Here is a 13,841-nt window from a genome sequence, read left to right on the forward strand (position 1 = left end):
CGGCGTCGGGCCGTACGGCCCTGCGGCGCACCCGTGTTCGGCGCGCCGGTTGGACGTACCAGGTCAGCGGTGTCGGAGCGGGGGTGCGGCGCGGGGTGTGGAGCCGGGCGCGCGCACCTCGTGAGGACTACGCTTCACAGGTGATGGACAACCTCGTACCGCCGCCCGCCGCCTCCGCACCCGGGCCCCGCCGTCGTGATCGGCACGGCCGGGGGATGCGCGGCCCCATCGCGCCGCCGCAGGTGCCGCTCGCGGCGAGTCGCGCGGAGGTCTTCGCCGACCTCGTGCAGGACTCCGTGGAGCGGCTGGAGCGGCGGTGGCCGCAGCTGGCCGACATCGACTTCCTCGTCCTGGAGGTGCCGCGGCTGGACGGGCCGGGGGACGGGGTGTGGAACGACGAGGCGGTGCCGCTCGGCGGGATCGTGCCGGCGCGGGAGGGGCGGGTCGCACGGGTGGTGGTGTACCGGCGGCCGGTGGAGATCCGGACGAAGGGGCGGGACGAGCGGGCGGCGCTGGTGCACGAGGTGGTCGTGGAGCAGGTCGCCGAGCTGTTGGGGCTGAACCCGGAGACCGTGGATCCCCGGTACGGGGAGGACTGACCCCGCCGGGAGGGGTGCGCCCGGGAAGGGCCGCCCCCGCCGCCCCTACCCGTCCCGTTCCGAAGGCTGCCGCCCCTTCGACCCCGCGTCCGCGCCTTATGGGTCGGGGGTGCGTGTGATGTGGCGGGTGCGGGTGCGTTGTGGTTTCTCGCGCAGTTCCCCGCGCCCCTTAAAACACCCCCGCGCGCCTAGTCCTGGAGTACCGCCACGTCCTCGTGGGCCTGGGGGACCGCTACCGTTCCCCGGTCGTCGGGGAGGGTCTGGATGGTGAAGGCCGGGATGGCGTCGACCTTGGACTCCAGGGTGCGTGAGGCGTAGACGGGGGTGTCGGTGAGGGGTTCCACGGTGAGGGCGTAGGGGCCCTTCAGGCCCGCCGGGGCCGGGAACTCCACGTTCTGGGTGGTGCCCGCCTTGATCGTGAACGTCTTGGTCGTGGGCTCACCGGCGGAGCCGCCCGCGGATGCCGTCACCTTGACCTTGGCGGTCCCGGCGGGCGCGGTGAGGGCGAGGGTGGTGCCCTTGGCGCGGTTGTCGGCGACCGTGGCGCGCTTGCCGACCGGACGCGTGGCCGGGATGAACGCCGTTTCCTGGTCGGCGCCCTTGCCGCGAACGACGCGGAGGGCGGCCACCACCGGGATCGACTCGTCGGTGGGATTCAACAGGAGCGATCCGGCCTCGCCGCGGGTGATGGCGCCGAGGTCGGCGGTGGCGGTCATCCCCGCTTTGACGTGCAGGGTCTCGCTGCCGGCCGGGGTGATCGTCCCGGAGGGCGAGGCGAGCCGGAGTTTCAGGTCGGCGTCGGTGTCACCAGGGGTGAAGGCGATCAGCTGGACGGACGTGGCGTCCTCGGGGATGCCGGGGAGGACCGCGGTGGCGGCCGGGTCGGCCGCGGCGGCCAGCCAGTCGCCGCCCTGCTTGTCGTCGAGGGCCTGCACGGCGGCGCCGACGCGACCGCTGCGGACGCTGACGTGGATCGTGAGGTCGGCCTGCTTCTCCGTGGTGAGCGTCGACAGCAGGACGGGTTCGGTGGAGCGGGGCCGGACCGTGATGCCCTCCCCCACCGTCGACTTCAGCTCACCGTCCTTGCCGTACAGCTCGATGTCGACGACGGCCGCCGCGTCGTCCGGGTTGGTGAGGTGGACGTAGTCGGTGCGGCCGGCGGCCGTGCTGACGCCCGGGAACCAGAACTGCGTGTCCGGCGCGGTGCAGTTGACGCCGAGCAGGCCACGGCCGGTGCCGGCGGCGACCTCGGTGGTCTCCTGGACGGTCCAGCCGGGCGCGAACTTCCCCTCGGCCGTACCGATCAGCGCGGGCGCGTCACCGCCGTCGGTGCTCCCGGTGACGGGCTTGCCCGGCTCCTTCGGCTCCAGGACGGGCTTGGCCTTCTTGCCCTTCCCGCCGCCGTCCGCCGACTCCTCGCCGGCGGAGGCCAGTTGGGCGCCGCCCTTGCCGGAGGCGCCCTTGGTGACGGGCGTGAAGGACGTGTACGCGGTCTCGGCGACGTCCGAGGAGCTCGGCCGGGGGCAGAGCAGGCTCGTGCGCTCCACGGGGAGTTGGGCGGCCGCCTCGACGGCGGTGTCGCCGCCGGAGGCGTCGGGCGCGCTGAGCACGGCGAAACCGGTGACGGCGGCGAGGGCGGTCGTGCCGGCGATCAGGGACAGGGTCGTGCGGTTCACTGCTGGCTCCCGTCGGGGCGCTCGGGGTCGGCGCCGGTGCCGTGCGACGGGTCGTACGTCGCGTCGTAGCCCTGGGTGTACGTCTGGTCGTAGGAGGCCGCGTCGCCCCCGTAGGAGGCGTACGGGTCGTACTGGCCGCCCTGGTAGGGGTCCGCCTGGTAGTGCTGCTGGTCGTAGGTGCCCGCCGGGTACTGCTGGGCGGCCTGGTACTGCTGGTCGTACTGGCCGTACTCGGCGCCCGCGTAACTCGGGGTGTCCCACTCGCCGTACGCCTGCTGCTCCGGGACGGGGACGGCCACCGGGGCCTCCTCGGCGGGCGGGGGCGGGTTGTCCGCGGACTGGTCGGCCTCGGCCTGGGCGCGCAGCCGACGGGCGCGGCGGCCGTCGCCGGTGACGTCCTGGGCGGGTACCGCGACCGGCTCGTCGGGCAGGTCGTCGTCGACGTCCCGGCGGCGGCCCGGCAGGGCGAGGACCACGAGGAAGACGGCGAGCGAGCCCTGCGCCCACAGCCAGCCGGTGTGGCTCACGGGCTCGTCGAAGGTGACGTCCAGCCGGCCGCCCCCGGTGGGGAGTTGGAAGCCCTGGGCCCAGCCGTCGACCGTGGTCGGGGTGAGCGGCTTGCCGTCGAGGGTGGCGGTCCAGGACTCGTCGGCGGTGTCGGCGAGGCGCAGGACGCGGCCCGAGCCGCCGGCCGGGAGGGTGGTGTGCACGTCGACGGGGCCGGCCGCGACGGACTTCGGGTCGCCGGAGCCCGTCTCGACGGTGACGCGGGCGACCTCGCGGTCGACACGCCACAGGGCGCTGCCGTCCTGCTGGCTGAGTCGGCTCAGGCCGGGCGTGGCGTCCAGGACGCGGCTCATCTCGCGGGGGGCGCCCGGGCGGACGAGGACGTAGCGCACGGCGAAGCCGCCGAGCTCGTCGGCCTGGTCGGCGCCGGAGCCGGCGACGAGGTTGGCGACGACCTTGTCGAGCTGCCGGTTCCGTCCGGCGGCGGCCGTGAGTTCCGCGTCGCCGAGGCGGACGCCGGAGCCGCGGACCAGGGTGTAGGAGACCTCGGCGGCCGAGTCGCTGTCGAGGACGAGGGTGCGGGCCTGGTCGCGGGTGCCGCTCTCCTCGGCGACGAACGCGGGGACCTGGACGGGGTCGCGGCGCTTCAGGGGCCCGTCGGCGCCGCCGATCATCCAGCCGGCGGCGGCGAGGAGGGGGCCGACGGCGGCGGCGAGCGCGATCAGCGCGGCCACCGGCTGACGCCAGCCGAAGCTCTGCTCGGCCACCCGCGCGCGGGCCCCGTCGGCGCCCAGGGTGGCGGCGGCCAGCAGGGCGATGCCGTAGACCAGGGTCGCGGGGCCCGCCCAGGTGGAGTTGTTGGACAGGACGGCGAAGACGAGTCCCACCAGAGCCGCCGTCCAGGCGGTCCCGATCGCCAGTCGGCGTTCCGAACGCAACAGGGCGGCCAGCGCGGCGAGGACGACACCGACGAGAGTGAGGCCGCCGACCGTGCCGGGGCCACCGGGGCTGATGCCGAGCAGATCGGTCGGGGAGGCCGCGCTCGCCCCGTACTCCAGGCCGGCCTCCTGGAAGAAGCCGAACGGCAGCAGGGTGAGCGACCAGGGGGCCAGGATCAGCAGCGGGGTGCCCAGCTGGGCGAGGAAGCGCGGGCCGTACGCGGTGATCTCGCGGCGCCGCACACCGAGCACGGCCAGGCCGAGGAGCAGCGCGATGGGCCACACGATCGGGGTGAACGCGGTGGTGATCGTCAGCAGCAGCGCGTACGCCCAGGTCGCGCGCCAGCTGCCGCGCGCCCCCGTGCTGTTCGTGAGCCCCGCCGCGGCGGCGCCCGCGCGGGCGATCAGGGGGAGCAGGATCGCGAGGACGGCGGTGCCGATGCGCCCCCCGGCGAGGGCGCCGGTGACGGCGGGCAGGAAGGAGTAGACGACGGCCGCCCAGGCGCGCAGCAGCCGGGACTCGACGAGGGGCCGTGAGGCGAAGTACGCGGTGAATCCGGCCAGTGGCGCGGAGGCCACGAGGAGCACGGTGACGGCGAGGCCGGTCGAGCCGAACAGCAGGGAGGCGAGCATCGCGATGATCGCCAGGTAGGGCGGTGCGGCCTCGGCGCCGCCGGGGCCGATGGGGTGCCACGCGTCCAGGTAGCGCGACCACAGCTCGGCGGAGTCGGCGGGCGCGGGCAGCAGGGCGCCACCCGCGAGGGCGCCGCCGCCGAGGAGCGCGCGGCACGCGGCGAGGGAGGCGAGCAGCAGCACGAGGAAGAGCAGCGGGCCCGGTTTGCGTGCGACGCGCTTGAGCCGGGCGAACTGCTCGACCTCCAGGAAGTCGGCGTCGTCGTCGCCGGGCCCGGACTCGACGGCGCCGCCGTGCCGTCCGGCCGAGGAGGTCTCGGTGTCGGAGCGGCCGAACAGATCACCGGCGGCCTGCTCGACGGTGGCGCGGACGGTCGCGCCGGGCGGCGGGAACAGCGCGCGCAGCTCGCCCTTGTCGATCTGCGCCCCGCCTCTTCTGCGGCGTCCGGCGATGATCCGCTCGGGCCGCAGCAGCGCGCTCAGCAGTCCGCGGATCTCGTCGACGGCCTGGCCGGGGACCTTGCCGACGAGGTAGGCGACGGTCCGCAGCAGGGTGCCGAGGACGATCCGGAACAGCACCCAGGGGAGCTGTGCGGTACGGGAGTTGACGAGGAGGGTGTAGACGGCGCCCGCCTTGTCGACCATGTGCGGGGAGGCGGCGGAGCGGCCCACGCAGTCGACGGTGCGGCGCTCGCGGGAGGACGCCTCGGCGTGCCGTACGACCGCTTCGGGGGCGACGAGGACGCGGTGGCCGGCGGCGGTGGCGCGCCAGCACAGGTCGACGTCGTCCCGCATGAGGGGCAGCCGGCGGTCGAAGCCGCCGAGCTCCTCGAAGACGTCGCGGCGGATCAGCATGCCGGCGGTGGAGACGGCGAGGCTTGGCTTGACGTGGTCGTGCTGGCCCTGGTCCTGCTCGCGGCGGTCCAGGCCGGTCCAGCGGCGGCCGGAGGCCGCGATGGTGACGCCGACCTCCAGGAGCTGACGGCGGTCGTACCAGCCGCGCAGCTTGGGGCCGACGACGGCGACGTCGTCCCGGCCCAGCTCGCGTTCGTTCTCCACGACGCGCAGCAGCTGGGCGAGGGCGTCGGGCTCGGGGGCGCAGTCGTCGTGCAGCAGCCACAGCCATTGCACCGGCTCTCCGTGCGGGAGCTCGGGCATGTCGTACGCGTCGTCGCGCCACGTGCGCGTGACGGGGTCCCAGCCGCTGGGGCGGCGGAGGTAGGCCAGGTCGTCCTGGGTGAGCACGCCCGCGGTGCGGTTGGCCTCCTCGACGGCCTGGCCGAAACCGGTGCGCCGGGCGAGGTGCAGGACGCGGTCGGCGCCGAGGGCGTCGGCGAGGAGCTGGGCGGAGTCGTCCGCGCTGCCGGTGTCGGCCGCCATGGCGCTCTGCACGGGGCGCTCCTGACCGAGCAGTCCGGCGAGCGCGTCGGGCAGCCAGCGGGCGCCGTCGTGCGCGACGAGGACCGCGGTCACCACATGACGTGGGAACTCAGGGGTGGCAGCGTCGTGGGCTGCGGTGTGGCTGTGCACGGACATCGAGGTACGGGCCCCGGTTCGATGGACTGCGGTGGACGTCTGTGTCCGGCGGGGACAACGGGACGTCTCGGACGAGGGCCCACACTAACGGCTGAGCACCACGGCGGCCCGCCGCCTGTGGACAAGCCACCTGCGACGGGCCGTTGGTCACCCGGTTCCGCTGGGACGTGCTGCGGACTGCCGACTTCCTGTGGTGTGTGGTGTGCGGAAGGTGCGTGCGGTGAGCGCCGCGCGCGCTCAGACGGCGGCCTTCTTGAGGCGGCGGCGTTCCCGCTCGGACAGGCCGCCCCAGATGCCGAAGCGCTCGTCGTTGGCGAGGGCGTACTCGAGGCACTCGGAGCGGACCTCGCAGGCCAGGCAGACCTTCTTGGCCTCGCGGGTCGAGCCGCCCTTCTCGGGGAAGAAGGACTCGGGGTCGGTCTGGGCGCACAGCGCGCGCTCCTGCCAGCCGAGTTCCTCGTCCGCGTCGTCGACCAGCAGTTGCTGCACGAGCTCGGTCATGTGCGCCCCTCGTCCGTCTTTCGCGTCCCCGTCGTGCGGCCGTTACCGATTTCGGCTGAACGACACGAGTGAAATTACAAGTGTGCTGCTACGGGCGAGTCAAGCCGAGATCTGCTATTGGGCCCCTTATTCACTCTGCGGAACCAAGGCTATGCGGAAAGTGTTCAAATCGGCATAAACCCTGACAGCAGCCTGGCGATGGGTGGAAGTCCCGTACGGTCTCCCTCCCTTACGAGGGAAGACGTCCAGGAGTTCGATCTCGTTCCGGCCCGCTCGCACTCACCCGTATCGGGTTGTGCGCCATGTGTCCCCGACTTCCCATGCACAAACCTTTCACCGGGGTGATGCACCGAAAGAGGTGAAGTGGCATCCACATACCGGACGGGAAGTTGACAGCAGAGGTGTGAACCGCTGTCCTAGTGGGCATGCTCGCGAACTTGGCACTCACCTCGACCCGCTCCGCCGGGTCCCTCGGTGCTGCCCGCGCTCGCTGTAGCTGTTGCTGTCCCAGCTGTTGAGCCCAACGCGCTCCGGCTGCCACTGAGCCCATCGCGGCTCGGCTGCTGTTCCCCTCCGCCCGTGACCCGGGCGTTCGCCCCGCCCGTGACCCGGGCGGACGGCACGCGACACCCAGCCATCCCCCACACTCTTCGCCGAGGACCACCGCATCCCATGAACAGCGACAGCGACCTCCAGATCGCCGGCGACATCCTCGAGGTACCCCACCTCCTGCGGACGCCGCGCCAACATCCGGTCACCGTGGCCGAGTTCGCCGGACTGGCCCGCTCCATCGCCGAGGACCGCGCCCAGTGGGAGCACCTCGTCGAATACGACGCGACGACACGCTGGTACCACCGGCTGCGCACCGGCCCCGGGTACGAGGTGTGGCTGCTGTCCTGGGTGCCTGGTCAGGGCACCGGGCTGCACGACCACGGCGGCTCGTCCGGGGTGCTCACCGTGCTGGACGGCACACTGACCGAGCGCACCGACCGGGGCACGCGGGTGCTGGCCGTCGGCGCGCAGCGGGTCTTCGCGCCGGGCTACGCGCACGAGGTCGTCAACGACACGCTGGAACCGGCCATAAGCCTGCACATCTACTACCCGGGCCTGACGGACATGCCGATGCACACCGAGGCCTGCGCGACACGGACGGCGACCGCCACGGCCTGACGCCACACCTCGGCCGAAACCGTTCGTGGATGGGGGCGGGGGCGCGGTCCGTTGTCGTGGGCGCCTGCGAGACTGGCTCCCATGCGCATTGTGGTTCTGGCGGGTGGCATCGGTGGTGCCCGGTTCCTGCGCGGCCTGAAGCGGGCCGCTCCGGAGGCGGAGATCACGGTCATCGGCAACACGGGGGACGACATCCACCTCTTCGGCCTGAAGGTCTGCCCGGACCTCGACACGGTGATGTACACGCTCGGCGGCGGCATCAACGAGGACCAGGGCTGGGGCCGGGCCGACGAGACCTTCCATCTGAAGGAGGAGCTCGCGGCGTACGGCGTCGGACCGGAGTGGTTCGGCCTGGGCGACCGGGACTTCGCCACGCACATCGTGCGGACGCAGATGATCGGCGCCGGATACCCGCTGAGCGCGGTCACCGAGGCGCTGTGCGACCGGTGGAAGCCGGGGGTGCGGCTCATCCCCATGACCGACGACCGGGTCGAGACCCATGTCGCCGTCGACCTCGACGGCGAGCGCAAGGCCGTCCACTTCCAGGAGTACTGGGTGCGGCTGCGGGCCTCCGTGCCCGCCGAGGCGATCGTGCCGGTCGGCGCCGAGCAGGCCAAGCCGGCGCCGGGCGTCCTGGAGGCCATCGCGGAGGCGGACGTGATCCTCTTCCCGCCGTCCAACCCCGTCGTCTCCGTCGGCACCATCCTCGCCGTGCCCGGCATCAGGGAGGCGATCGCCGAGGCGGGGGTGCCGGTCGTCGGGCTCTCCCCCATCGTCGGGGACGCGCCCGTGCGGGGCATGGCCGACAAGGTCCTCGCCGCCGTCGGTGTCGAGTCCACCGCCGCGGCCGTCGCCGAGCACTACGGCTCCGGGCTGCTCGACGGCTGGCTCGTCGACACGGTCGACGCCGGCACCGTCGAACGCGTCGAGGCCGCGGGCATCCGCTGCCGGGCGGTGCCCCTGATGATGACCGACCTCGACGCCACCGCGGCCATGGCCGGGGCGGCGCTGGCGCTCGCCGAGGAGGTGCGGGCCGCGTGAGCGAGGAGACCGCGAGAGAGGCGTCCCCGACCGCCGGGTACCGGGTGTGGGCCGTGGCCGGCCTTCCCGAGATCCAGCAGGGGGACGACCTCGCCAAGCTGATCGCCGCGGCCGAGCCGGGGCTGCGCGACGGGGACGTGCTGCTCGTCACCTCCAAGATCGTGTCCAAGGCCGAGGGCCGGACGGTCGAGGCCGCCGACCGGGAGGCCGCGATCGACGCCGAGACCGTCCGAGTCGTGGCCCGGCGCGGTGCCCTGCGGATCGTGGAGAACCGGCAGGGCCTGGTGATGGCCGCCGCCGGCGTCGACGCCTCCAACACCCCCGCCGGGACCGTCCTGCTGCTGCCCGAGGACCCCGACGCCTCCGCGCGGGCCGTCCGGGACGGGATCAGGGACGCGCTCGGGGTCGAGGTCGGGGTCGTGGTCACCGACACCTTCGGGCGTCCCTGGCGCAGCGGGCTCACCGACGTGGCCATCGGCGCGGCCGGGGTACGGGTCCTCGACGACCTGCGCGGCGGCACGGACGCGCACGGCAATCCGCTGAGCGCGACCGTCGTCGCCACCGCCGACGAGCTGGCCGCCGCCGGTGACCTGGTGAAGGGCAAGGCCGCCGGGCTGCCGGTGGCCGTCGTGCGGGGCCTCGCGCACATCGTCGCCGAGGACTCCGGCGAGGGTACGAAGGCCCTGGTCAGGGGCGCCCGCGACGACATGTTCCGGCTCGGGACCTCGGAGGCCGTACGGCTGGCGGTGACCCAGCGGCGGACCGTGCGGGCGTTCACCGACGAGCCCGTCGACCCCGGGGCGGTACGGCGTGCCGTGGCCGCCGCCGTCACCGCGCCGGCGCCGCACCACACGACGCCGTGGCGGTTCGTGCTGCTGGAGTCCGAGGAGTCGCGGGTGCGGCTGCTCGACGCGATGCGGGACGCGTGGATCGCGGACCTGCGGCGGGACGGCAAGAGCGAGGAGTCCATCGCCAAGCGGGTGCGGCGGGGGGACGTACTGCGCAACGCGCCGTACCTCGTCGTGCCGTGTCTGGTGATGGACGGGTCGCACACCTACGGGGACGAGCGGCGGGACGGTGCCGAGCGGGAGATGTTCGTCGTCGCCACCGGGGCCGGGGTGCAGAACTTCCTGGTCGCGCTGGCCGGGGAGCGGCTCGGGTCCGCGTGGGTGTCCTCGACGATGTTCTGCCGGGATGTCGTACGGGACGTGCTGGCGCTGCCGGAGGACTGGGACCCGATGGGTGCTGTGGCCGTCGGGCACCCGGCGGCGGAGCCGCCCGCCCGGGGGGAGCGGGACGCGGGGGCGTTCATCGAGGTGCGGTGAGGGGTCCGGACACCTCTCCCTCCGGGGAACTGCCGCCTCGGCAGAACCACCGCCTCCTATGCTCATAGGGCGCCCCATAGCTTCCTAGGACCTCATCGTGGCCGGACGTTTCTCCCCCCGACCTACTCGTACGACCGTGCGAGGCGGGCATGTCGTGGTGCCCGGTGGGGTGCCCCGGCCCGCGGCCGCGCCGGGGCTTCGGCGGGCGTGGACGCCTGAGGGGCCGTTCGACCTGGGGCTGGTGCTCGGGCCGCTCAAGAGGGGGCCCGGCGATCCGACGTTCCGGGCGACCGCCGACGGGGCCGTGTGGCGGGTCTGCCGCACCCCAGCCGGGGCCGGCACCCTCAGGGTCGCCGTGCGCGGCGGTGCCGTCGAGGCGGAGTCCTGGGGTCCCGGCGGCGAGTGGCTGCTCGACCGACTGCCGCCCCTGCTGGGGGCGTCGGACGAACCCGACGCGTTCGTACCCCGGCACCGGATCGTGGCGGCGACCTGGCGACGGCGTCCAGGGCTGCGGCTGACACGGACCGGGCTGGTGCTGGAGTCGCTGATCCCGTCGATCCTGGAGCAGAAGGTCACGACGGACGAGGCGTACCGGGCCTGGCGGCTGCTCGTACGGAAGTTCGGGGAGCCGGCGCCGGGGCCCGCGCCCTCGGGGATGTCCGTGATGCCGACGGCCCGCGAGTGGGCGTTGATCCCGTCGTGGGAGTGGCACCGGGCCGGGGTCGACAACAAACGGGCGTCGACGATCCTGCGGGCGGTGCGGGTGGCGGGGCGGCTGGAGGAGGCCGTCGGGATGTCGCCGGAGGACGCGCGGGCACGGCTGGAGCTGGTGCCGGGCATCGGGCCGTGGACGTCGGCGGAGACGGTGCAGCGCAGCCATGGGGCGGCGGACGCGGTGACCGTGGGGGATCTGCATCTGCCGGGGATCGTGGGCTACGCGCTGGCGGGCGACCGGGACGCGGACGACTCCGTGATGCTGTCGCTGCTGGAGCCGTATGCGGGGCAGCGGCATCGGGCGGCGCGGTTCATTCTGCTGTCGGGGCGGGTGCCGGGGCGGCGGACGCCGAAGATGCCTCGGTGGGACATCGGGCGCCTTTGAGCTCGGGGCCGGGGGGTGCGTGGGCGACTGCGGGTGAGTGGGGGCCGTTCGCGCAGTTCCCCGCGCCCCTGGAAAAGCAGGGGCCTGCGGCCCCGTGCTTTTCCGATGAAGGGCGGGCCGCAGGCCCGTTCCCTTCAGGGGCGCGGGGAACTGCGCGAGAAACCACACACCACCCGCACCCGCCGAACAGACAGCGCGCCCCGAGCTATGAGGCGCCCTACTCGTCCGACGAGAAGCGGAGCGCCCCCGTGGGGATCTGGGCGTCGCACCAGACCCTTACCCCGGCGCGGAGTTCGTTGTCCGCGCCGATGACCGCGCCGTCGCCGACGACCGTGCCCGTGAGGACGGAGCGTTCGCCGATGCGGGCGCGGGCGCCTATCAGGGAGTCGGTGATGACCGCGCCGGGTTCGACGACGGCGCCCGCGAGAACCGTGCTGCCGAAGACCCGCGCCCCCTCACCCACGAACGCGCCCTCGCCGACGACCGTGCCGCCGGTGAGCTTGGCGTCACCGGCCACCCGGGCGGTGGGCAGGACGAGGCGGTCGCCGCAGCGGCCGGGCACCGCCGGGGACGGGGCGCGGCCGAGGACGAGGTCGGCGGAGCCGCGGACGAAGGCCGCGGGGGTGCCGAGGTCCAGCCAGTACGTGGAGTCGACCATGCCCTGGAGGTGGGCGCCCGCCGCCAGCAGGTCCGGGAACGTCTCGCGCTCCACCGAGACCGGGCGGCCCGCCGGGATCGTGTCGATGACCGACCGGCGGAAGACGTACGCCCCCGCGTTGATCTGGTCGGTGACGATCTCCTCGGGCGTCTGCGGCTTCTCCAGGAAGGCGAGGACGCGGCCCGACTCGTCGGTGGGGACCAGACCGTAGGCACGCGGGTCGGTCACCTGGGTCAGATGGAGCGAGACGTCCGCCCCGGTCGCCCGGTGCGTGCCGACCAGGCGGCGGATGTCCAGGCCGGTGAGGATGTCGCCGTTGAAGACGAGGACGGGGTCCTCGGGGGCGGAGTGGAGGTGTGCGGCGGCGTTGCGGATGGCGCCGCCCGTGCCGAGGGGCTCCTCCTCGGTGACGTACTCGAGGTGGAGGCCGAGGGCGGAGCCGTCGCCGAAGTGGGGTTCGAAGACCTCGGCCAGATACGAGGTGGCGAGGACGATGTGGTCGACGCCCGCCGCTCTCGCCCGCGCCAGTTGGTGTGTGAGGAAAGGGACTCCGGCCGCCGGGAGCATGGGCTTCGGAGTGTGCACCGTGAGCGGACGCAATCGGGTGCCTCTGCCGCCGACCAGGAGGATCGCTTCTGTCACCTGTCGTCTCTGCTTCCTGCCGGGACCGGCCGAACTGTCTTTCGGCCGGCCAGTTTATGCAGACCGTTCGATGGCGCCTTCATGGACGTGCGGAACCCCGCCGGTCTGCTGCTTCGCAGGTCGGCGGGGTCATTCGCGGGGGCACTGCGGGCGTGCCCCCTGCCTTGCTGTGCTGCCGTGCGGTGGCCTCCGGCCGGCTCACCGGTGTGCGGTCGGGGCGGTCGCGCCCCCGGTTCCCCCTTCAACCTGCCGCCGTCCTACCGCCCTTGGTACTGGGCGGCTTTCGAGCGGGCCGTACCGAGCTTTCCGTAAAGGCGCCCCCCCGGGCACTCGGTCGCGAACCCGTCACGATGGCCGGAGATCACGTTCAGTCGTACCTTCCTACCTTTTGCGTACAGATTGCCACCCCCGGAGATGAGGTCCGTCTTGCCCTTGGGGTTCGCCCGGTAAAGACCGAGTTTCCAGGCGGTGAGTTGCGCGATGCCCGTCACAGCGGCGGCGGGCGGCTTGGTGGTGCCGAAGCTGCCGATGACCGCGATCCCCATGCTGTTCGTGTTGAAACCGAGGGTGTGGGCCCCCATGACGGCCTTCGCGACGCCACCCGCGCGCCCCTCGTAGATGTTTCCGCACTTGTCGACGAGGAAGTTGTAGCCGATGTCCCGCCAGCCGCTGCTCACCACGTGGTAGCGGTAGATACTGCGGATGACGGAAGCCGCCTCGTCGCAGCTGTAGTTGTTGCCGGAGGCGGTGTGGTGCACGAACGCCGCCTGGACCTTCTTCGTGTAGAGGAAGTCCCGCTCGCGGAGCTTCTCGTCGGCGCCCCAGCCGCGGCGCGTGACGATACGCGGGCGCGGCCCGATGTAGGGCTTCATACCCGGCTCCAGGTCGGCCAGCCCGGCCTCCGTCGCCTTGCGCGACAGCGCCGGGATGACGGTGGCGCCGAGCGGCGCGAGGTCGGCGTTGACGGCGGAGGCGGCGGCGGACTCCACGGTCAGCGCGCCGAGGCGCGAGGCGTCCACGGGGGTGCCGACGGGCGGAGGGTCGGCAACCGGCCCGGACGCCGGGGCGGTCGCCTGCGTCGACACGGCCTCCGGGACGCCGGTGCCGGGGTCGACCAGTTCGAGGCGTAGGCCTTCCGGGAGCATCTGGACGCCAGGCGCGGCCGTACGACCGCTGACCTCGGCCCGTACGCGGACCTCGACCCCGTCGGACTCGCCCACCCAGAGCGGGGCGGTGGAGCCGCGCACCCGGCTGGAGGCGCGTTCGGCGGTGTCCGGGTCGGCGGCGTGCTCGTGGTTGTGCGTCTCGATGTCCTGCCAGCCGGACCAGTGGGTGGTGCCGCGCGCCCGGGTACGGACCTGGACGCGGCCGTACAGTTCGGTGTCCGGGTCGTCCCACACGACACCGACCAGCGAGAAGGACCGTACGCCCCGGCGCCCGAGGCCCTGTTCGGCGGTCGGGCCGAGGGCGCGGTCCGTCGCGCGCGGGACCAGGGGGAGCGACTGGGTGCGGCCGG

The 13,841-nt window shown here is 73.5% G+C and carries 10 protein-coding genes; 5 read left to right on the forward strand and 5 right to left on the reverse strand.

The window, feature by feature from the left end:
- Window positions 1-143 precede the first annotated feature (143 nt).
- A complete protein-coding gene (locus AOK23_RS36975; RefSeq protein WP_055519820.1) occupies window positions 144-599 on the forward strand; it encodes a metallopeptidase family protein in 456 nt (151 codons plus the stop codon).
- 188 nt (window positions 600-787) lie between these two features.
- Here the strand turns inward: AOK23_RS36975 and AOK23_RS36980 are convergent, their stop codons facing one another.
- From AOK23_RS36980 to AOK23_RS36990, 3 genes are all read right to left on the reverse strand, one after another.
- Window positions 788-2,275 (reverse strand): DUF5719 family protein, encoded by a 1,488-nt coding sequence (locus AOK23_RS36980; RefSeq protein WP_055716866.1) that lies wholly within the window; start codon window positions 2,273-2,275, stop codon window positions 788-790.
- Window positions 2,272-5,889, reverse strand: coding sequence for a glycosyltransferase family 2 protein (locus tag AOK23_RS36985; protein WP_107102964.1), 3,618 nt, complete (start codon window positions 5,887-5,889; stop codon window positions 2,272-2,274). Before AOK23_RS36985 ends, AOK23_RS36980 begins: the two co-directional genes overlap by 4 nt.
- Before the next feature lie 237 nt (window positions 5,890-6,126).
- Window positions 6,127-6,390: a WhiB family transcriptional regulator gene (locus AOK23_RS36990; RefSeq protein ID WP_003975777.1), complete on the reverse strand. Its 264-nt coding sequence runs from the start codon at window positions 6,388-6,390 to the stop codon at window positions 6,127-6,129.
- Window positions 6,391-7,062: 672 nt separating this feature from the next.
- On the opposite strand from AOK23_RS36990, the gene AOK23_RS36995 reads away from it, so the two are divergent.
- From AOK23_RS36995 to AOK23_RS37010, 4 genes are all read left to right on the forward strand, one after another.
- A complete protein-coding gene (locus AOK23_RS36995) occupies window positions 7,063-7,560 on the forward strand; it encodes a cysteine dioxygenase (RefSeq protein WP_055716868.1) in 498 nt (165 codons plus the stop codon).
- Window positions 7,561-7,641: 81 nt separating this feature from the next.
- Window positions 7,642-8,601, forward strand: coding sequence for a 2-phospho-L-lactate transferase (cofD, locus tag AOK23_RS37000; RefSeq protein ID WP_055716869.1), 960 nt, complete (start codon window positions 7,642-7,644; stop codon window positions 8,599-8,601).
- Window positions 8,598-9,926, forward strand: a complete 1,329-nt coding sequence (locus AOK23_RS37005; RefSeq protein WP_055716870.1) for a coenzyme F420-0:L-glutamate ligase — start codon at window positions 8,598-8,600, stop codon at window positions 9,924-9,926. The genes cofD and AOK23_RS37005 overlap by 4 nt, the downstream gene beginning before the upstream one ends.
- Window positions 9,927-10,023: 97 nt before the next feature.
- Window positions 10,024-11,025, forward strand: a complete 1,002-nt coding sequence (locus AOK23_RS37010) for a DNA-3-methyladenine glycosylase family protein (RefSeq protein ID WP_055716871.1) — start codon at window positions 10,024-10,026, stop codon at window positions 11,023-11,025.
- A 217-nt stretch (window positions 11,026-11,242) separates the two neighbouring features.
- Here the strand turns inward: AOK23_RS37010 and manB are convergent, their stop codons facing one another.
- Both manB and AOK23_RS37020 read right to left on the reverse strand, forming a co-directional pair.
- On the reverse strand, window positions 11,243-12,325 hold the full coding sequence (gene manB / locus AOK23_RS37015; RefSeq protein ID WP_055716872.1) for a mannose-1-phosphate guanylyltransferase: 1,083 nt from the start codon (window positions 12,323-12,325) through the stop codon (window positions 11,243-11,245).
- Window positions 12,326-12,582: 257 nt separating this feature from the next.
- Window positions 12,583-13,841, reverse strand: a 1,259-nt coding sequence (locus AOK23_RS37020) for a peptidoglycan recognition protein family protein (RefSeq protein ID WP_055716873.1), incomplete at its 5' end; no start/stop codon positions are given.

Origin of the sequence: Streptomyces torulosus (assembly GCF_001419765.1) — a bacterium.
GTDB classification, from domain to species: Bacteria; Actinomycetota; Actinomycetes; order Streptomycetales; family Streptomycetaceae; genus Streptomyces; species Streptomyces torulosus.